Annotated in this window: 21 protein-coding genes; 8 read left to right on the top strand and 13 right to left on the bottom strand. The window is 67.3% G+C overall.

The genetic code is table 11. The features are described from left to right. Positions 1 to 34 precede the first annotated feature (34 nt). Positions 35 to 835: an aminodeoxychorismate lyase gene (locus AC1DY7_RS16140; protein ID WP_477494711.1), complete on the top strand. Its 801-nt coding sequence runs from the start codon at positions 35 to 37 to the stop codon at positions 833 to 835. Between the two features lie 246 nt (positions 836 to 1081). Here AC1DY7_RS16140 and AC1DY7_RS16145 read toward each other — a convergent pair whose 3' ends face one another. The 8 genes from AC1DY7_RS16145 to lmeA all read right to left on the bottom strand — a co-directional run bounded on the left by AC1DY7_RS16145 (position 1082) and on the right by lmeA (position 5475). Next, complete coding sequence (locus tag AC1DY7_RS16145; RefSeq protein WP_477494712.1) at positions 1082 to 1483, bottom strand: hypothetical protein; 402 nt, start codon at positions 1481 to 1483, stop codon at positions 1082 to 1084. A gap of 95 nt (positions 1484 to 1578) precedes the next feature. Further along, the gene (locus AC1DY7_RS16150) at positions 1579 to 2232 is read right to left on the bottom strand and encodes a heme-binding beta-barrel domain-containing protein (protein ID WP_477494713.1); all 654 of its coding nucleotides are present in this window, start codon (positions 2230 to 2232) and stop codon (positions 1579 to 1581) included. Between the two features lie 167 nt (positions 2233 to 2399). Continuing rightward, a complete protein-coding gene (locus AC1DY7_RS16155; protein ID WP_477494714.1) occupies positions 2400 to 2702 on the bottom strand; it encodes a DUF1416 domain-containing protein in 303 nt (100 codons plus the stop codon). 1 nt (position 2703) lies between these two features. Next, positions 2704 to 3537: a sulfurtransferase gene (locus AC1DY7_RS16160; protein ID WP_477494715.1), complete on the bottom strand. Its 834-nt coding sequence runs from the start codon at positions 3535 to 3537 to the stop codon at positions 2704 to 2706. A gap of 17 nt (positions 3538 to 3554) precedes the next feature. Next, entirely contained in the window at positions 3555 to 4022 is a 468-nt protein-coding gene (locus tag AC1DY7_RS16165; protein ID WP_477494716.1) for a DUF4395 domain-containing protein, read from the bottom strand. 102 nt (positions 4023 to 4124) lie between these two features. Next, positions 4125 to 4226 carry an Ms5788A family Cys-rich leader peptide gene (locus AC1DY7_RS16170; RefSeq protein WP_372517291.1) on the bottom strand — a complete coding sequence of 34 codons (102 nt, stop codon included), beginning with the start codon at positions 4224 to 4226 and terminating at the stop codon, positions 4125 to 4127. A gap of 20 nt (positions 4227 to 4246) precedes the next feature. Further along, positions 4247 to 4678 (bottom strand): thioredoxin family protein, encoded by a 432-nt coding sequence (locus tag AC1DY7_RS16175; RefSeq protein WP_477494717.1) that lies wholly within the window; start codon positions 4676 to 4678, stop codon positions 4247 to 4249. Next, the gene (gene lmeA / locus AC1DY7_RS16180; protein ID WP_477494718.1) at positions 4675 to 5475 is read right to left on the bottom strand and encodes a mannan chain length control protein LmeA; all 801 of its coding nucleotides are present in this window, start codon (positions 5473 to 5475) and stop codon (positions 4675 to 4677) included. Before lmeA ends, AC1DY7_RS16175 begins: the two co-directional genes overlap by 4 nt. A 148-nt stretch (positions 5476 to 5623) precedes the next feature. Here lmeA and AC1DY7_RS16185 point away from each other — a divergent pair, with 148 nt between their 5' ends. The 6 genes from AC1DY7_RS16185 to pstB all read left to right on the top strand — a co-directional run bounded on the left by AC1DY7_RS16185 (position 5624) and on the right by pstB (position 11340). Then, a complete protein-coding gene (locus AC1DY7_RS16185) occupies positions 5624 to 6430 on the top strand; it encodes a winged helix-turn-helix transcriptional regulator (RefSeq protein ID WP_477494719.1) in 807 nt (268 codons plus the stop codon). Beyond that, entirely contained in the window at positions 6427 to 7272 is an 846-nt protein-coding gene (mshD, locus tag AC1DY7_RS16190; protein WP_477494720.1) for a mycothiol synthase, read from the top strand. Before AC1DY7_RS16185 ends, mshD begins: the two co-directional genes overlap by 4 nt. 134 nt (positions 7273 to 7406) lie before the next feature. Further along, on the top strand, positions 7407 to 8537 hold the full coding sequence (gene pstS / locus AC1DY7_RS16195) for a phosphate ABC transporter substrate-binding protein PstS (RefSeq protein ID WP_477494721.1): 1131 nt from the start codon (positions 7407 to 7409) through the stop codon (positions 8535 to 8537). Positions 8538 to 8584: 47 nt separating this feature from the next. After that, on the top strand, positions 8585 to 9640 hold the full coding sequence (gene pstC, locus AC1DY7_RS16200) for a phosphate ABC transporter permease subunit PstC (protein WP_477494722.1): 1056 nt from the start codon (positions 8585 to 8587) through the stop codon (positions 9638 to 9640). Next, positions 9637 to 10551 carry a phosphate ABC transporter permease PstA gene (gene pstA / locus AC1DY7_RS16205; RefSeq protein ID WP_477494723.1) on the top strand — a complete coding sequence of 305 codons (915 nt, stop codon included), beginning with the start codon at positions 9637 to 9639 and terminating at the stop codon, positions 10549 to 10551. The genes pstC and pstA overlap by 4 nt, the downstream gene beginning before the upstream one ends. Positions 10552 to 10563: 12 nt before the next feature. Further along, positions 10564 to 11340, top strand: a complete 777-nt coding sequence (gene pstB / locus AC1DY7_RS16210) for a phosphate ABC transporter ATP-binding protein PstB (RefSeq protein WP_477494724.1) — start codon at positions 10564 to 10566, stop codon at positions 11338 to 11340. A 37-nt stretch (positions 11341 to 11377) separates the two neighbouring features. Here the strand turns inward: pstB and AC1DY7_RS16215 are convergent, their stop codons facing one another. Beyond that, entirely contained in the window at positions 11378 to 12352 is a 975-nt protein-coding gene (locus tag AC1DY7_RS16215) for a quinone oxidoreductase family protein (RefSeq protein ID WP_477494725.1), read from the bottom strand. A gap of 81 nt (positions 12353 to 12433) precedes the next feature. On the opposite strand from AC1DY7_RS16215, the gene AC1DY7_RS16220 reads away from it, so the two are divergent. After that, a complete protein-coding gene (locus AC1DY7_RS16220; protein ID WP_477494726.1) occupies positions 12434 to 12958 on the top strand; it encodes a MarR family winged helix-turn-helix transcriptional regulator in 525 nt (174 codons plus the stop codon). Here AC1DY7_RS16220 and phoU read toward each other — a convergent pair. From phoU to AC1DY7_RS16240, 4 genes are all read right to left on the bottom strand, one after another. Beyond that, positions 12955 to 13620: a phosphate signaling complex protein PhoU gene (gene phoU / locus AC1DY7_RS16225; protein WP_477494727.1), complete on the bottom strand. Its 666-nt coding sequence runs from the start codon at positions 13618 to 13620 to the stop codon at positions 12955 to 12957. The two genes, AC1DY7_RS16220 and phoU, sit on opposite strands and share 4 nt — an antisense overlap. A gap of 84 nt (positions 13621 to 13704) precedes the next feature. Continuing rightward, entirely contained in the window at positions 13705 to 15741 is a 2037-nt protein-coding gene (locus tag AC1DY7_RS16230; RefSeq protein ID WP_477494728.1) for an LCP family protein, read from the bottom strand. Positions 15742 to 15960: 219 nt separating this feature from the next. Next, a complete protein-coding gene (dusB, locus tag AC1DY7_RS16235) occupies positions 15961 to 17133 on the bottom strand; it encodes a tRNA dihydrouridine synthase DusB (RefSeq protein WP_477494729.1) in 1173 nt (390 codons plus the stop codon). Continuing rightward, positions 17130 to 18134, bottom strand: coding sequence for an acyl-ACP desaturase (locus AC1DY7_RS16240; protein WP_477494730.1), 1005 nt, complete (start codon positions 18132 to 18134; stop codon positions 17130 to 17132). The genes dusB and AC1DY7_RS16240 overlap by 4 nt, the downstream gene beginning before the upstream one ends. Between the last annotated feature and the right edge of the window lie 113 nt (positions 18135 to 18247).

The raw sequence follows: 18247 nt of genomic DNA on the forward strand, positions 1-18247 counted from the left end.
GACTACGGCGCAGTGGTCACTAGGCTCGGGCGTCATGTCCGCCGGCCTGATCGTCACCCTCGACGGGTTCGTCCACGGGGTCGACAAGCCGTTGGTCCGCGCCACCGACCCGGTTCTCACCCATGGCGACGGCGTGTTCGAGACCACGCTGGTGCGTGACGGACGGGCCTGTCTGTTGAGCGCCCACCTGAGCCGGCTGTCCGTGTCGGCGCGGATCGCGGGGCTGCCCGCGGTCGACACGGAGCTGTTCCGGGCGGCGGCGGCCACCGCCGTCTCGAGGTGGACCGGGGATGCGGTGTTGCGGTTGGTGCACGGCCGCGGCGCGGCCTTCGCCGCGGTGTCACCGGTGCCGGACCGGGTGGCCGGGGCGCGCCGAGACGGGGTGGCGGCGGTGACCCTCGAGATCGGACGACGCGGTGCGCCCGCGGTACTCAGCGGGGCGAAGTCGTTGTCCTACGCGCACCACAGCGCGGCGCTTCGGGAGGCGGCCGGGCGCGGCGCGGGCGATGCGATCTATGTGGACGCCGACGGGCTGGTGCTGGAGGGTCCGCGGTCGTCGGTGGTGATCGCTGATGGCGAAATTTTGGTCAGCCCGCCGCCCACGCTGCCGATCTTGGCAGGCACCACGGTGCATGCGCTGTTCCAGGTCGTGCCGCGGTCGGCCTACCGACCACTGCGGGTGTCCGATCTGTTTGCCGCACAAGGTGTTTGGCTTCTCTCGGCGGTGACGTTGGCGGCGCGGGTGCACACCTTGGACGGTGTCGGCCTGCCACCCGCTCCGGGTGCGGCGCAGCTCGCCGCGTGGGTGGACACCGCCGTAGACCGCGATGCGTGAGAAAAATCGGTTGTCGGGTCCGCCAGGCGCGAGTACTTTCGTCGGTACACATGGAAGGAGGTGGTCCGAGAAATTGATTGGCATACGGACAAGTGAGGTGGCTGCTAGCTAGCAGCACCAGGCACGAGGAATCACCTGCGAGCGCTGGCGAATTCCGAGCAGCCACCCGACCCCCGAGCCCTTGGTTTTGTCCAACCAAGATCTACGGCTCGGGGGTCGCCCATATCTGGGGCCTTTTGTGACGGCCTACTGCTGCGGCGGGTGTGCCGGCGCCAGCGAGGCGCACGCCTGGTGTGCGGAGTCCCAGGTGCCCTGGTCCACTCCCGGCGGCGCCGGCGGCGCCGGCGGAGCCTGCCCCGCACCGGGTGCGCCGCCGGGCGGAGGTCCGTCCGGGCGACCTTCAGGACCGGGACCGTGCTCGCCGTGGCCGCCCCCGGGTCCGTGTTCGGGCATGGTCACCCCGTGCTGGGTCATGCAGTCCCGGAAGGCTTGGCGGTCACCGGACTGTGACTGTGAGGTAGACGTGGCGGACGGCTCGGCAACCGTCGAATCACTTTGCGCCGCACCGGATGAACACGCCACCACACCGGCCACCACGGCCGCGCCGGTCGCGCCGAGCAGCGCGGTGCGCAGGGATAACAGGGTCATGAAATCTCCGTTCTCGAATCAACGGAGCCGACGTTATGGATCGAGACTGGGCACGCCGTATCAGTGACCTTGGGGTGCGCTATGGCCTTGTGATGTCAGCCGACGAAGCGGCTCAGGCGCGCCGACAGGTGCGGCACCAGACCGCCGTCGGCATCGACCCGCTCTTCGACGTAGGCCAGGTCGCCGTCGTCGACGATGCCGTACAGCCGTTTGGCGCCGCCGACGAGCATGCCGGACTTGCTGCGGGCCAGGGCGTCGGTGGCCAGTTCATAGGAGGACTGGTTACGCGGGCGTCCGTAGAACAGTTCGACGTAGCCGGCCGAATGAGCCAGCAGCAGCTCGATGGCCTGGGTCTCGGAGGGGTCGGCGGGGTCGTCGACGAACCGCCAGAACCCCGATTCGCGGAAGCCCGGCGATTCGAAGGCGCCGTCGGCGTCGAGCCGCCAGGAGCGGCTGTCCCAGTTGAGGTAGTCGCCGCCGTCATGGGAGACGATGATCTGCTGGCCGAACCGGTAGTCACCGTGGGCGTCGCGGCCCTCGCCCTCGCCGCGCCACACGCCGACCAACGGCAGCAACGCCAGCAGGGCGGGGTTGAGGTCGGCGCCTTCGCGCAGGTTCGCGGTATCGGCCGGAAACGGCAGATCGTCGAACCCGGGGATGTTGCGGGCCGCGGTGATCCTGGCCCGCTCTACTGCCGCAGCGACGGCCCGGTCACCCGAGCCCGGCTCGACCGCGTCGCCGGTGCTCACGCCTCGTCGGTGATCAGACGGTACAGCGCGTACAGCGCAAACCAGGTGATGACGACCACGGCCGCCACAAGCATGAATTCGAAGAAGAGAACCACGTCGGAATTCTAACTGCAGGGAGCCGCCGCGCTCGAACCGGAGGGGTCCGGGCGCAGCGGCTCACCAACCAGCTAAGCGACCTTGATGTCGACTTCGTGGATACCGGCGCCGGACGGACGCACGCTGGCGTCGCCGTTGCCGGCGGGCGACAGCGCACGCACGGTCCAGGTGCCGGGCGCGGCGAAGAAACGGAAATCGCCGGTCGCGGACGCCACCACCTCAGCGGTGAACTCGTCGCTGGAGTCGAGCAGGCGCACGAACGCACCGCCGACCGTCTGGCCCGAGCCGTCCACCACACGACCGGTGATGACGGTTTCCTTCTCCAGGTCGACGCCTGCCGGCAGCGTCACGCCTTGCTTCGGTGCAGAGCACATATCAACTTCCCAACTCGATCGGGGCACCCACGAGGGAGCCGTATTCCGTCCAACTACCGTCGTAGTTCTTGACGTTCTGGTGACCCAGCAGTTCCTGCAGCACGAACCAGGTGTGCGAAGAACGCTCCCCGATGCGGCAGTACGCGATGGTCAGCTTGTCGCCGTCCAGGCCGGCCTCGGCGTAGAGCTTGGCCAGGTCCTCGTCGGACTTGAAGGTGCCGTCCTCGTTGGCGGCCTTGCTCCACGGCACGTTGATGGCGCTGGGGATGTGGCCGGGGCGCTGGCTCTGCTCCTGCGGCAGGTGGGCGGGCGCGAGGATCTTGCCGGAGAACTCGTCGGGGGAGCGGACGTCGACCAGGTTCTTCTCGCCGATCGCCGCGATGACCTCATCGCGGAAGGCGCGGATGTCGTTGTTCGGGGCCTTGGCCGAGTAGGACGTGGCGGCGCGGTCGGCGACCTCGGTCACCAGCGGGCGGCCGTCGAGCTCCCACTTCTTGCGTCCGCCGTCGAGCAGCTTGACGTCGTTGTGGCCGTACAGCTTGAAGTACCAGTAGGCGTACGCGGCGAACCAGTTGTTGTTGCCGCCGTACAGGATGACGGTGTCGTCGTTGCTGATTCCCTTGTCGGACAACAGCTTCGAGAACTGCTGCTGGTCGACGAAGTCACGCTTGACCTGGTCCTGCAGCTCGGTCTTCCAGTCCAACCGGACGGCGCCGGCGATGTGGCCGCCTTCGTAAGCCGAGGTGTCCTCGTCGACCTCGACGAAGACGGTGTTCGGCGCATCGAGATTGCTCTCGGCCCAGTCGGTGGAGACCAGGACGTCGGAGCGTGCCATGAAGTGGTTCCTTTCGGTTAGTGGCTCGTGGCGGGTGTTGCGCGTCGCAGGCGAGCGACGAACGGGTAGATCTGGCAGCCGAGGCAGATGCCGAAGGCCGCGTTCAGGAACGCCGCGAACAAGGCGAACGCGGTCGCAACGATGCCCAGTGTGCCGAGTCCGGCTGCGAAGCCGGCGGCGCCGACCACAGCGAAGACGAAGCCGACCAACTGGGCGAACTTCAGTGGGGGCACCGGTTCCCTCTCGGTGACCGGGCCGAGCCGCGGTGCGATGAGCGCGGCGAACACTCGGCCGTAGGGGTGCTTGCGCGGACCCAGTGCAGCGCCGATGGCGAAGACCACGGCCTGCACGCCGAGGATGACCGCTGCGGCAGGCACACTGATCGCCGACACCAGCAGCGTGACGACGAGGACCCCGGTGGTCACCCAGGCGACGAAGCGGGGACCGCGGACGTCAACCTGATCGAGGCTGGGATTGCTGGACATATCTGTGACTCCTGTTTGCGTGGCTGGGCTGGGGCTGTGAAGGGGCACGTCCGGCTTTTCGGCCCGGCCCCGAGCGCGGCGCAAAGAGAAGAGCGCGGCTACTCAGCAGCTACAACAACAACAGCAACAACCCGCGACGCGGCACAGATCAACTGCGCGGCGCTTGGTGAGCAGCAGCTCAAGGCGGGCGGACACGTCGCACACAATACCTGTTGACCCTGCGGTCAAGCCAATAGCGGCTCGAGCGCCGAGCGCAGGTCAGCGGCCTTGGGAACCCCGGTGGCGCGGAAGCGTTGCCGGCCCTGGGCGTCGAAGATGAACGTCGTCGGCAGCGACAGCACCGAAAGGCGCCGGGCCGCCGCGGGATTGGCATCCATGTCGATCTCGACATGCGCGACGGCAGGCAGGTCGCCACACACCTGGCTGACGACGCGGCGGACCGCGGCGCACGGGCCGCACCACACGGCGGTGAAGTGCACGATCGTCGGTCCGGTGCCGGACAGTCCGAGGTCGGAGGTGTCGACATCCTCGGCGGGGGCGTCCTCGGCGGCGGCTCGCAGCATGCCCGCGCGCCGCGTCATCAGGCGTCCGACGACGAAGCCGACACCCAGCACGCCGATCACCACCACGATGACCAGGGCCATGGAAGTGTTCATGACTGTCTGAACCCGTCCAGCGTGATGGTTACTCCCTCGGTGATGCCCTCCACGATGATGTCGGAGCCGCGGGCGCCCGCCGAGGTGGGTGTGAGGCCGAAGGGCAGCTTCTGGCCGGGGACCTGAGAGGTGAAGGCCTTCAGGACCGCGTCGTTGCGATCCTCGGGGACCGCCTCATCGGCGGTACCTGGCCCGGTGAGCACGCCTGTCGGCGTGAACACCAGCGTGTTCTGGTTCGGGCCTGCCAAGGTCAGATCGACCGCGACGCTGACCCGTTTGTCGAACCCGGCCGAGGTCGGGGTTCCGGTGAACACCAGGCCGTCACCGCTGGAGATGCCGGACTCGGTGGTGTTGGCGCCGCCGCCGTCCTCGGTCTCGCGCGGCGGGGCCTCGATCTGCAGGTCCTTCATGCCCATGAAATCGCCGATGTGCCGGGAGTCGATGATGATCCGGCTCTCCAGCTTGCCGACCGGCAGCGCGGCGTCGGGCGCGATCAACCAGGACGAATCGTGCAGGTCGACGCGGTGCAAGGTGGCTTCCAGCGAGACCTTGCCGGTGATCGGGTGGTCTACTCCGGTGGCCCGGATCTCCACCTCCTTGTAACGGTGGTTGGCCGCCTGCGAGATGAACGGGAAGCTCAGGATGCTGGCCCACGGGTCGAAGGGCAGGTGCGCGGCTGTGCGGACGCTGCGAGCCAGCCGGTATTCGGCATAGATCGCGGCCCCGACATCGACGGCGACAGCCCCCAACACCACAGAGGCGAGAGTCGCGATGAGAGCGACGAGCAGTTTGCGCACCCGGTCATTCTGGCGTACCCGCGGGCGACCGGCGGTGACGGCGCCCCGTTCAAGTCGGCTAATCAGCAGGTAGCACGCTATCGTTATGCATCGCTGGTCGTAACGGCCGCGTGTCAGTCATGAATCTGGAAGATGACCTTCGACAGCGTTGTCCTGGGACTGTTCCAGGGCGCCGGAGGGCCTTTTGGAGCTATTGCTACTGACCGTAGACCCCAATCCTGAGTCGGTGCTGCCGTCGTTGTCCCTGCTGGCACACAACGTCCGCTCCGCCCCGACCGAGGTTTCCTCGCTGTTGGAGGCCAGTACCGCCGACATCGCGATCGTCGACGCGCGTACGGATCTGGCGGCCGCCCGCGGCCTGTGCCGCCTGCTGGGGACCACCGGAACTTCGATCCCGGTGGTTGCCGTGGTGAACGAGGGCGGTCTGGTGGCGGTCAACGTCGAGTGGGGTCTGGACGAGATCCTGCTGCCCGGTACCGGGCCCGCCGAGATCGACGCGCGGCTGCGGCTGCTGGTCGGCAGGCGCGGCGGGGTCGCCGACCAGGAGAGCATGGGCAAGGTCACCCTCGGTGAGCTCGTCATCGACGAAGGCACCTACACCGCGCGGTTGCGCGGTCGGCCGCTGGACCTCACCTACAAGGAATTCGAGCTTTTGAAGTACCTCGCCCAGCACGCCGGGCGGGTGTTCACCCGGGCCCAGCTGCTGCAGGAGGTGTGGGGCTACGACTTCTTCGGTGGCACGCGCACTGTGGACGTGCACGTGCGACGGTTGCGGGCCAAGCTCGGGCCCGAGTACGAGGCATTGATCGGCACCGTGCGCAACGTCGGCTATAAGGCGGTACGACCGGCCCGCGGCCGCGCCCCTGCACCCGAAGCTGAGGACGACGAGGACGTTTTCGACGACGACGGTTTCGGCACCGCGTCCGAGACGTTCGACCCGCTGCACAGTCAGTGATCTCGTGGCAGACCGGCCTGCCGGTATCCGAACAACAGCGCATCGCCACCGTGATCGGGGCGGCCACCGCGCACGACGGCGTCGCGCCCGTCGGTGATCAGGTGTTGCGTGAGCTGTCCCGCGACGACACCCGGCACCTGCTGGCCGTCGACGACGGGGAACTGGTCGGTTACCTCAACCTGGCCCCCGGGATGGCCGAGCTCGTCGTGCATCCGGACGCGCGGCGCCGCGGTATCGGAGCCGAGTTGGCGAGCACCGGCCTGGACGCCGGCGGCGCCGACCTCCAGATCTGGGCGCACGGCAATCTGGAACCGGCGCGGGCATTGGCCGCCGCGCTGAAACTGGTGCCCAAGCGGGAACTGCTGCAGATGCGCCGGGGGCTGGCCGACCTGCCGCCCGAGCCCGCGGTCGACGGCCTGCGGACCTACGCCGGGCCCTCGGATGACGCCGAGCTGCTGCGCGTCAACAACGCCGCGTTCTCCTGGCATCCAGAGCAGGGCGGGTGGACCGAGGCCGATATCGCGGAGCGCCGCGGTGAGAGCTGGTTCGACCCGGCCGGGCTGTTCATGGCCTTCGAGGGGGCCACCCTGCTGGGGTTCCATTGGACGAAAATCCACAGCGACGTGCTCGGCGAGGTTTATGTGGTGGGTGTCGATCCTGCCGCGCAAGGCCGCGGATTGGGCGCGACGCTGACCCTGGTGGGTCTGCACCACCTGGCCCGGCGGCTCGGTCCCGATGCTGAGGTGACCCTCTATGTCGAAGGGGACAACACCGCCGCGGTGAAGACTTACCGACGCCTGGGTTTCGACGTGTTCAGCACCGACGTCGCCTACGGGTTCTAGCCGTTTCGGCGTTCTCAGCATCCTGTGAACACCCTGGACCTATTCACCTTCCGTTCACTTTCCATCTAAAAAGAGTCCACTACCACCGCATACGTTGCCGGAGAGTCTGAAGCCGTCAATCGAAAGTGGGATAAGTGAAGCTCAATCGCTTTGGCAAGGTCCTTGGTACGACGTTGTCCGTGACCGCAGCCGCCGCTCTGTCGCTCACCGCTTGCGGCAGCGACAACAACTCCGGCAGTTCCTCGTCCCCGGCCGCCTCGGGTAGCTCCGCCGCTTCTGCCGCCGACTGTGCGGGCAAGAACAGCGTGACCGCCGAGGGATCGACCGCTCAGCAGAACGCGATCGCCGAGTTCAACAAGGTGTGGGGCCAGGTCTGCTCCGGCAAGACCCTGGCGTACAACCCGACCGGTTCGGGCGCGGGCGTGGATCAGTTCATCGCCAAGCAGGTCGACTTCGCCGGTTCTGACTCGGCGCTCAAGGACGATCAGGTCACCAAGGCCGCCGAGCGTTGCGGTGGCAACGAGGCGTGGAACCTGCCCCTGGTGTTCGGCCCCGTCGCGCTGGCCTACAACATCGAGGGTGTCGACAAGCTGGTCGTGAACCCCGAGGTGCTCGCCAAGATCTTCCAGGGCGAGATCAAGAAGTGGAACGACCCGGCCATCGCCGCGCTGAACTCGGGCACCAACCTGCCCGACGCGAACATCACCCCGATCTACCGCTCGGACTCGTCGGGCACCACCGACAACTTCCAGAAGTACCTGGGCGCCGCCGCACCGCAGGCATGGACCAAGGGTGCCGGCAAGGAGTTCCAGGGTGGCGCCGGTGAGGGCGCGCAGAAGTCCTCCGGTGTCGTGCAGGCCGTGCAGGCCACCCCGGGCGCCATCGGCTACGTGGAGAAGAGCCCGGCCGCGGCCGCGGGTCTGCCCTACGCGCAGATCGACAGCGGTGCCGGCGCCGTCGCGCTGACCGACGACTCCACCGCCAAGGCCGTCGGCGCCGCCAAGTTCAAGGCCGAGGGCAAGGACCTCACCCTGGACCTGAACGCGCTCTACGCCTCCAAGGAAGCCGGCGCCTACCCGCTGATGCTGGCCACCTACGAGATCGTCTGCTCGAAGGGTTACGACGCCGACACCGCCGCCGCCGTCAAGTCCTTCCTGACGGTTGCCGCCAACCAGGGCCAGGCCAGCCTGTCGCAGGCCGGTTATGTCGCCCTGCCGGACGCCTTCAAGACGCGTCTGCTGGCTTCCGTCTCGGCAATCGCCTGACGGCTGGCGAACTACAGAAATTGCGGTGAGGATGGACTGGCGGACCAATGACCAATCAGGTCCCTGACGGGATAACAGTGACGACACCAGATCCAACGAAGGCGGGTTCGGGCGAGGCGCTTGCCATGCCCATACCCGAGCCAGAACCCATCTCCACCAACCCCTCCAAGGGTGCGAAAGAGCGCTTGGGAGACCGCATCTTCCGCAGTCTGGCAGAGGGCTCGGGCATCCTGATCGTCGCGCTCATCGCGGCGATCGGGGTGTTCCTCCTCTGGCGCGCCGTCCCTGCGCTGGCTCGCAACAAAGAGAACTTCTTCACCTACGGCGGCAACTGGATCACCACCGACACGTCGGCGATGCACTTCGGCATCTTCGACCTGTTGCAGGTGACGGTGTTCGTGTCGCTGTTCGCGCTGGTGCTGGCCATGCCGGTGGCGCTGGGCATCGCGATCTACCTGACGCAGTACGCGTCGAAGCAGTTGCGCGGGCCGCTGGCCTACATGGTCGACCTGCTCGCCGCGGTGCCGTCGATCGTCTACGGCGTATGGGGCCTGTACGTGTTGGCGCCCGTGCTCAAACCGTTGGCGTTGTGGTTGAACCAGAACCTGGACTGGCTGTTCCTGTTCCAGACGGGCACGGCCTCGGTGGCCGGCGGCGGCACCATCTTCACGGCAGGCATCGTGCTCGCCGTGATGATCCTGCCGATCATCACGGCCGTCAGTCGCGAGGTGTTCGTCCAGACGCCGCGCGGCCAGATCGAAGCGGCACTGGCGCTGGGCGCCACCCGCTGGGAGGTCGTGCGCACCACGGTCCTGCCCTTCGGCCTGTCCGGCTACATCAGCGGCGCGATGCTCGGCCTCGGCCGTGCGCTCGGTGAGACCATCGCCCTGCTGATCATCCTGCGCGGTACGCAGACGGCGTTCGGTTGGTCGCTGTTCGACGGTGGCTACACCTTCGCCAGCAAGATCGCCGCCACCGCAAGCGAATTCAACGACCAGTACAAGGCCGGTGCCTACATCGCGGCCGGTCTGGTGCTCTTCATCCTGACGTTCATCGTCAACTCGCTGGCCCGCGCCGCAGTGGCCGGAAGGGGCGCCAAATGACCTCCACGCTGGAACAGCCGGTCAAGGCACCCGCCTTCCAAGGGGTTAGTGCGCGGCGCAAGATCACCAACAACATCGCGACGGTCCTGGTGACCGGCTCCGTCCTGGTGGCCCTGGTGCCGCTGATCTGGGTGCTGTACTCGGTGATCACCAAGGGCTTCACCGCCATCACGTCGGCCACCTGGTTCACCAACTCCCAGGCCGGCATGACGACCTTCACGGCGGGCGGCGGCGTCTATCACGCGGTCGTCGGAACCCTGCTCCAAGGCCTGGTGTGCTCGCTGATCTCCATCCCGGTCGGTGTGTTCGTCGCCGTCTACCTCGTGGAGTACGGCGGCGGCACCCGGTTCGGCAAGATCACCACCTTCATGGTCGACATCCTCACCGGTGTGCCGTCCATCGTCGCCGCCCTGTTCATCTACGCACTGTGGGTGGCCACGCTCGGATTCGAGCGGTCGGGTTTCGCGGTGTCGCTGGCCTTGGTGTTGCTGATGATCCCGGTCATCGTGCGCGCCACCGAGGAGATGCTGCGCATCGTGCCGATGGATCTGCGCGAGGCCAGTTACGCACTGGGCGTACCGAAGTGGAAGACGATCATGCGCATCGTCATCCCGACTGCGCTGTCGGGCATCGTCACCGGCGTCATGCTGGCGCTGGCCCGTGTGATGGGTGAGACGGCCCCGCTGCTCATCCTGGTGGGCTACGCCCAGGCGATGAACTTCGACATGTTCGGCGGCTTCATGGGATCGCTGCCGGGCATGATGTACGACCAGATCTCGGCAGGCGCCGGCGCCAACCCGGTGCCCACCGACCGACTGTGGGGAGCGGCGCTCACCCTGATCATCCTGGTTGCGCTGCTCAACATCGGCGCGCGGCTGGTCGCAAAACTCTTCGCTCCCAAGAAATTCTAGGAAGGCACACCGATGGCAAAGCGCTTGGACCTCAAAGACGTCAATATCTACTACGGGTCTTTCCACGCGGTGTCCGAAGTGGCACTGTCGGTTCAGCCGCGCAGTGTGACGGCCTTCATCGGCCCGTCGGGCTGCGGCAAGTCGACCGTGCTGCGCACCCTGAACCGCATGCACGAGGTGATCCCGGGCGCCCGCGTCGAGGGCTCGGTGCTGCTCGACGGCGAGGACATCTACGGTGCCGGCGTCGACCCGGTCGGTGTGCGCAAGACCATCGGCATGGTGTTCCAGCGCCCGAACCCGTTCCCCACCATGTCGATTCGCGACAACGTGGTGGCCGGCCTGCGGCTGCAGGGTGTGCGGAACAAGAAGACCCTCGACGAGGTCGCCGAGCGTTCGCTCAAGGGCGCCAACCTGTGGAACGAGGTCAAGGACCGCCTCGAGAAGCCCGGTGGCGGCCTGTCGGGTGGTCAGCAGCAGCGCCTGTGCATCGCCCGCGCCATCGCCGTGCAGCCCGACGTGCTGCTGATGGACGAGCCGTGCTCGGCGCTGGACCCGATCTCGACGCTGGCCATCGAGGACCTGATCTCGGAGCTGAAGCAGGACTTCACCATCGTGATCGTCACGCACAACATGCAGCAGGCCGCCCGCGTCAGCGACCAGACCGCGTTCTTCAACCTCGAGGCGACGGGCAAGCCCGGCAAGCTGATCGAGATCGACGACACCGAGAAGATCTTCTCCAACCCGACGCAGAAGGCCACCGAGGACTACATCTCGGGCCGCTTCGGCTAGAGCGATTTCGGCGCGCGTACCCGCGGTGAGCGCGGGACTAGGGGACCAGCACCACTCGGGTGCCGGATGGCTCCGCGGTTGTCCAGGCCTCGGCCACCTCGGCGAGGGGCCGCGCCTGGGTTTTCAGCTGCAGCCGCCCGTCGGCGACCATCTCGAACAACGCAGGCAGGGCCTCGTTGCGCGCGCGGCCCAGGATCTCGGGCGGCACGCTGCCGATTCCGATGCCGGACAAGGTGATTGCGGTACCGCGCAGCACGCCCGCGGGTAACTCGATATCCGCGCCGGCCATCGAACCGATCTGCACCCATCGGGTCGGGTGGTAGTGCGACGACGGATGGCTGGCGGCCAGGGCTTGTAGTGCGGTCGCCGCGGGTGCACCCCACAGGTAGTCCAGCACGGCGTCGAAGGGCTGTTCGGTGTGCAGCGCGGAGATGCGTTCCGCCAGGTCCTCGTCGCGCATCGCGATGGCGTCGTCCGCGCCGACGGTGCGCAGCCAGTCGAGGCGCTGCGTGTCGCGGCCGGCGACCACGACCCGTCCGGCACCGAACATCGACTTGGCCAGCTGGACGGCCGTTGCGCCGGTGACACCCGTGGCGCCGAGCACCAGCACGTGCTGGCCGGGCCGGGCGGCGGCCCCGTGCTCCAATGCCATCCACGCCGACATGCCGGGGTTGGGGAGGGCCGCAGCGGTCACGGAGTCGACGCCGTCGGGCACCTCGATGTTGCCGTGCGCGCTGATCAGGGTCCGCTCGGCCATCATGCCCAGGGTGCTGATCCCGCCGCCGTACACCCGGCGGCCGTCGTCGAGGCGGACGACACCGTCCACGCCGGGGACGGCCGGGAGTTCGATCTCGTTGCTGGCGTAGTGCTTTCCGGAGACGATGCCCCGGGTGAGGTTGGTCAGCGCGGAGGCCTCGACCGTCGCGACGACGACGCCGTCGCGGGGCTGTGGATCGGGGTAGTCGGTGTACGCCGGAACGGCGCCCCACTGATGCACCACTGCTGCCTTCATGGCGGTCTCCTCTGTTTCCGTAAATATTGTTTCGCTGGAAACAATGTACGCCGACGGCGATGGGATGGCAATATGGTTTCCATGAAAACCAAGTCCGCCCTGATCGACGCGGTGAACCTGCTGATCGGCGCCGTGGGGGACAAGTTCGAGACCGACGAGGACGGCGACCCGGAGCGCGACTTCATGGTGGCGCGCTGTCCGAAACGTCTGGAGCCCACCCTCCGCGGGCTACCGACCTTGTCGATGCACCTGCTCGGCCCCATCGCCGACGAGCCGCTGAGTGTGGTCGGGCTGGCCGCACGGTCGGGTCAACTGAAGGGCACGGTGTCCAAACACGTCCAGCGCCTGGTCGAGGCCGGACTGGTGGCACGCACGCCGGTGCCCGGCAACCGCAAGGAGCTCACCCTCGGTCTCACCGCCGACGGCGAACTGGTCACCGCGGCACATGCCGCACTGCATGACGAGATGGACCGCGGCATGCGGGAGTTCTTGCAGCGCTACAGCAACGCCGACCTGCAGGTATTGGAGACCGTGCTGCGCGACCTGTTGGCGGCGCGCAAGGACGGCGTCCGGATCGTCGCCGGGCGTGGCGACGGTGAACGCTAGCGCGGGGTGATGACGTCGTCGTCGGGCAGTTCGCCGGTGACCTGGAAGATGACCCGGCGGGCCACCTCCACCGCGTGGTCGGCGAAGCGCTCGTAGAACCGGCTCAGCAGCGTCACGTCGACGGCGGCGGTGACGCCGTGGCGCCACTCCTTGTCCATCAGGACGGAGAACAGATGGCGATGCAGATCGTCCATCGCATCGTCTTCTTCGCTGATGTGGGCGGCCTTCTCCGGATCGAGCGTGCGCAGCACCTCTTGGGCGCTGTTACCCAATTCGACTGCGACCCGGCCCATTTCGGCGAAGTAGCCGTTCACCTCTTCGGGCAGCGCATGCTGGGGGTGACGACGGCGGGCGATCTTGGCGACGTGCAGGGCCAGCGCGCCCATCCGGTCCACGTCGGCGACGATCTGGATGGAGCTGACGATCGCGCGAAGATCGCCGGCGACCGGGGCCTGCAGGGCGAGGATGACGAATGCCTCTTCCTCCGCCACCTTGCTGATCTCGACGATGCGCTCGTGGTCGGTGATGACCTGTTCGGCGAGCGCAAGATCGGCCTGCAGCAGGGCCTGGGTGGCGTGTTCCATCGCCTGACCTGCCAGGCCGCAGATCTCGCCCAGCCGATCGTTCAGGCCTGCCAACTGCTCGTGGTACGCGGTACGCATGGCGTAGAGCCTACGGTTGCGGCGCAGGATCGTCACGAGGGCGCAGGTGAACTCGCGATGAATGCGAAGGTGTGCGCTGCGCGGCTATTCGCAGGTCGTGTCGGCCGCGTTGGTGACGGTCAGATCCTCGGGCAGCTGAGTCGGCTCGGTGGCGACGCCACGAACCAGATGCACCTGCACCGCCGAGCCACTGGGTGAGGGCGGAGCGACCGCGCGGTAGTCGGACCCCAGCACCACGCGTACCACCTCACCGAGGCCGGTGGTCCGCTCCATGGTCGCGTTGGAGAACGAGGACGCCACCGTCGCGGCGGCCTGCTCGTTGCCCGGCGCGAAGAACACCGTGGTCGCGTCGAGTGGGCCCGGATAGTCGTCCGGGGCATCGATGTTGAAGCCGTGCTCCTGCAGCGCGGACGCGGCATCGGCGGCCAGGCCGTTCTCGCCCGTGGAGTTCGATACCCGGACGGTCACCAGGCTCGGATCGGTGGCGACGGCGTCGACCACCTCGCCGGCGCCCGGCGCGGGCATGCTCGGCGCTTCCGGGGTCTGGGGGACCGGGGTGTTGTCGGCGTTGCGTTCCTCGGGCAGCGGATCGTCGTTGATGATCGCGTCGAACAAGGCGTGCACGTCATCGGTGCGCGGCGGCTCGTTGCCGTCGGCGTCGGTCTCCCCGGTGGTGGGCACGGTGATGAAGCTGATCCGGCCGGCGTTCACGCCCTGGATGGACTGGCCGAGGTCCACCAGATCCTTGGTCTTGATGTTGTCGACGTAGCTGTCCTGGACGAACATGTTGACGACGTTGTTGAGCTTGCTCAGCGAGAAGAAGGTGTCCTTGGAGATCAGCGAGCGCAGCAGGGACGACAGGAACAGCTGCTGGCGTTTGATCCGGCCGTAGTCACCGTTGAGCTCGGTGGTGACCTGGCGGGCCCTGACGTACTGCAGTGCGGTGTGGCCGTCCACCATCTGGCGGCCGGCATTGGACAGCACGGTGCCCAGCTCGTAGTCCTCCAGCGGGGTGGTGCTGCACACCTCGACTCCGCCGAGGGCGTCGACCATCTTGGCGAATCCGGCGAAGTCGACGGCCATGAAGCGGTTGATCGACAGGCCGGATAGCTTTTGGATTACCTTGACCAGGCATTTCGGCCCACCGAAGGCGTACGCGGAGTTCAACTTGGTCTCGGTGTAGACCTCGTCGGGGCCGTATTCGCCGGTGTCCTCGTCATAGACGGGGCCGTACTGCCCGGTCGACGGGTTCCAGGCCTGGCACTGGATCGGGTTGATGGCCAGGTCGCGCGGGAAGGACACCGCCACCACCCGTTTGCGGTCCGCGGGGATGTTCACCAGCATGACCGTGTCCGAGCGGGCGCCCGCGGCGTCGTCGGTGTTCCCCGCGCCCATGTCGCTGTTGGCGCCGATCCGACTGTCGACGCCGACGATGAGGAAGTTCTCGTCGCCGAACTGCGCGTTGGCGTCGACGATGTCCCGGGAATTGGGGTCCAGCGCCGACACCTTGTTGAGGCTGTTGTTCTTCATCGACTGCCACTGCCAGGCGCCCCCGGTCAGCGCCAGGGCGCACACGGCGATGAGCGCAACGGCGATCCGTCCGAGGATGCGGGCCCGGCGGTGGGTGCCCCGCGCGACCGGTGGCGGGGTGATGGTGTGTGCGGGTCGATCGGAGTGGGCCAGGGCCAGATCAGGCAGCACGGTGGCGTAGTCGGACGCGTATGCCGAGGCGAGGTGCATGACCTCGGTGTCGGAATCCCCCGCGTCGGCCGGCTGGGCCGGTTCGTCGGAAGCGACGGGCTCCGAGGTGTGCGGATCTTCAGGTTCCTCGGGTTCTGCGGGCGGCTCGGGCTCGGCCCGCCGACGTCGGCGACCGCCGCCTGCGCTCTCGTTGGCCAGCTTGGCGATCAGGTCCGCGACGGCGACCCCGTCGGTGTGGTTCCCGGTGCCCAGCTCCTCGAACAGCGCGTCGTCGCGCGGATCGGGCGGCAGCACACCTTGTGCGCGTTCCCACGGCGCGGCGCCTGGTCCGGGCGGAGTCGATCGGGTAAGTCTGCGAGAGGAGTCCGGGGAGTTCGCGGGACCCCAAAGACCGGGAGTGGCGTTGTCGCCGTCACTCATGGTCTACCGGCCTTCGACTGTCGCGGGGGACGTGCGCGCCGTTGCACACGCTTGGTCGTGGGGGCTGCATTGTTGTCTAGCAGCCCGGAACCCGTTTCCGCCAGCCGGAAGGGGTCGAGTGGGTCCTCATCGTACTGAGACAACCTGAGCGTCAGCCAGCCCGAGCGAGTGACGGGGTCGTCTCGGTTTTGTTTCAGACGCAACGAGACAGGGATCGGTTCAGCCGCCGGAATTCATCACGTCAGCCCCTGCAGGCACAGTGGCGTCATCCGGATCGTCGAGCCAGCCTTCAGGCAGGCTCACCGAGGACGGCGAGCCCTGACGTCCGCGCGGACCGTTCGCCGACGGCGGGAACGGCTCATCGGCGTCGAGTTCGTCGAGCAGCGCGTCGAGTTCGTTCAGTGTCTTCACCAGTGCCAACGATCGGCGAAGGTCGGCACCCGCCGGCAAACCGTGCAGGTACCACGCGATGTGCTTGCGCATGTCGCGCATGCCCTTGTCCTCGCCGAAGTGGGCGGCCAGCAACGAGCCGTGGCGGCGCATGATGTCGGCGATCTCGCCGAGGGCGGGCGGGGTGGCGACAGGGCGTCCCGTGAACGCGTCCGACAGTTCGGCGAACAGCCAGGGCCGGCCCAGGCAGCCACGGCCGATGACGACTCCGTCACACCCGGTCTGCGCCATCATGTCCAGTGCGTCGTCGGCGTTGAAGATGTCCCCGTTGCCCAGCACCGGGATGGTGGTGACGTGCTGCTTCAGTGCGGCGATCTGACTCCAGTCGGCGGCGCCCGAGTAACGCTGGGCCGCGGTCCGGGCATGCAGCGACACGGCCGCCGCGCCCTCCTGCTCGGCGATCCGGCCGGCATCGAGGTGGGTGTGGTGGGCGTCGTCGATGCCGATCCGGAACTTCACGGTCACGGGGATGTCGGAACCCTCGGCCGCGCGCACCGCCGCCCCGACGATCTGGCCGAACAGCCGGCGCTTGTAGGGAATGGCCGAGCCGCCGCCGCGGCGGGTCACCTTGGGGACCGGGCAACCGAAGTTCATGTCGATGTGGTCGGCCATGCCTTCGTCGACGATCATCTTCGCCGCGGCGTAGGTGGTGTCCGGGTCGACGGTGTAGAGCTGCAGTGACCGCGGCGTCTCATCCGGCGCGAAGGTCGTCATGTGCAGGGTGGCCGGGTTGCGCTCGACGAGCGCGCGGGCCGTCACCATCTCGCAGACGTACAACCCGCTGACGGTGCCGGCACGGGCCAGCTCCAGCTCGCGGCACAGCGTCCGGAAGGCGACGTTGGTGACACCGGCCATCGGGGCCAGCACGACGGGGGAGCGCAGCGCAATCGGCCCGATCTGTAAAGATCGGGCCGACGCGATGCGCTCTACCGTCTGGGTCATCCAGCCGCGGAGGTCGATACCAGCAAGTTCTTCATCGCCTTCTTCTCGGCGATCTTGCGCTCGCGCTCCAGGCGGCGCTCCTTGGCCACCTCGAACTTCACGCAGGTCTCCTCGAGCTCCTGGACCAACAGGCCGAGGTCGTCGCGCAGCCGCGCGCCCTCGCCGGTGAAGTCCTCGCGCTCGAAGATGCGCCACTTCTTCAGCACCGGCATCACCACGTCGTCCAGGTGGATACGCGGGTCATAGACACCGCCGACGGCGATGATGACGGCCTTGCGACGGAACTCCGGCACCGTGTATCCGGGCATCTTGAAGTTGCGCAGCACGCGGTGCAGCGACTTCATCGCCTGGTTGGGCACCAGGTCCAGGCCCGCGGCACTGATGTCGCGGTAGAAGATCATGTGCAGGTTCTCGTCGGCCGAGATGCGCCCCAGCAGCTGGTCGGCGACAGTCTCTTCGCAGGCCTTGCCGGTGTTGCGGTGTGAAACCCGGGTGGCCAGCTCCTGGAACGTCACGTAGACGACGGAGTCGAAGAGGGTGGACGCGAACAGGTCCCCCTGCTGGTTCTGGCCGGGGGAGAAGCCGCGGGTCACCTGCTCGACGCGCAGTTCCTCCAGCTCGATCGGGTCGATGGCGCGGGTGACCAGCAGGTAGTCGCGCAGCGCGATGCCGTGCCGGTTCTCCTCGGCGGTCCAGCGGTTAACCCACCAGCCCCACGGTCCGTCCATGGTGAAGTTCATGGCGATCTCGCGGTGATACGAGGGCAGGTTGTCCTCGGTGAGCAGGTTCTGCACCATGGCGGTCTGGGCGACCTCGGAGAGCTTGGACTGCTCCGGATGCCATTCCTGGCCACCGAGCGCATAGAAGTTCTTGCCGTCCGACCACGGGATGTAGTCGTGCGGGTTCCAGTCCTTACGCATCGAGAGGTGCCGGTTGATGTTCTGTTCGACGACAGGTTCGAGTTCGCGAAGCAATTGCACGTCGGGTAGGTCCTGCGACACGTGTCTCTCCCAGTTATCTGTACCTAGTGGTTGCACGCAGAATATCTGTGTACCCCGGTGACATTCAAGTTAGTCGGGTGGTCTGTCATGTAACAGTTTTCACACGGTTCCCG

Source organism: Mycobacterium sp. P2_H7, from assembly GCF_056403275.1.

Coding starts and splice junctions, on each gene's coding strand:
- AC1DY7_RS16175 (WP_477494717.1), bottom strand. CDS start 4,678: ATGAACACTTCCATGGCCCTGGTCATCGTGGTGGTGATCGGCGTGCTG.
- AC1DY7_RS16215 (WP_477494725.1), bottom strand. CDS start 12,352: ATGAAGGCAGCAGTGGTGCATCAGTGGGGCGCCGTTCCGGCGTACACC.
- AC1DY7_RS16140 (WP_477494711.1), top strand. CDS start 35: ATGTCCGCCGGCCTGATCGTCACCCTCGACGGGTTCGTCCACGGGGTC.
- dusB (WP_477494729.1), bottom strand. CDS start 17,133: ATGACCCAGACGGTAGAGCGCATCGCGTCGGCCCGATCTTTACAGATC.
- AC1DY7_RS16155 (WP_477494714.1), bottom strand. CDS start 2,702: ATGTGCTCTGCACCGAAGCAAGGCGTGACGCTGCCGGCAGGCGTCGAC.
- AC1DY7_RS16220 (WP_477494726.1), top strand. CDS start 12,434: ATGAAAACCAAGTCCGCCCTGATCGACGCGGTGAACCTGCTGATCGGC.
- AC1DY7_RS16160 (WP_477494715.1), bottom strand. CDS start 3,537: ATGGCACGCTCCGACGTCCTGGTCTCCACCGACTGGGCCGAGAGCAAT.
- pstA (WP_477494723.1), top strand. CDS start 9,637: ATGACCTCCACGCTGGAACAGCCGGTCAAGGCACCCGCCTTCCAAGGG.
- AC1DY7_RS16230 (WP_477494728.1), bottom strand. CDS start 15,741: ATGAGTGACGGCGACAACGCCACTCCCGGTCTTTGGGGTCCCGCGAAC.
- AC1DY7_RS16165 (WP_477494716.1), bottom strand. CDS start 4,022: ATGTCCAGCAATCCCAGCCTCGATCAGGTTGACGTCCGCGGTCCCCGC.
- AC1DY7_RS16145 (WP_477494712.1), bottom strand. CDS start 1,483: ATGACCCTGTTATCCCTGCGCACCGCGCTGCTCGGCGCGACCGGCGCG.
- pstB (WP_477494724.1), top strand. CDS start 10,564: ATGGCAAAGCGCTTGGACCTCAAAGACGTCAATATCTACTACGGGTCT.
- phoU (WP_477494727.1), bottom strand. CDS start 13,620: ATGCGTACCGCGTACCACGAGCAGTTGGCAGGCCTGAACGATCGGCTG.
- pstC (WP_477494722.1), top strand. CDS start 8,585: ATGACCAATCAGGTCCCTGACGGGATAACAGTGACGACACCAGATCCA.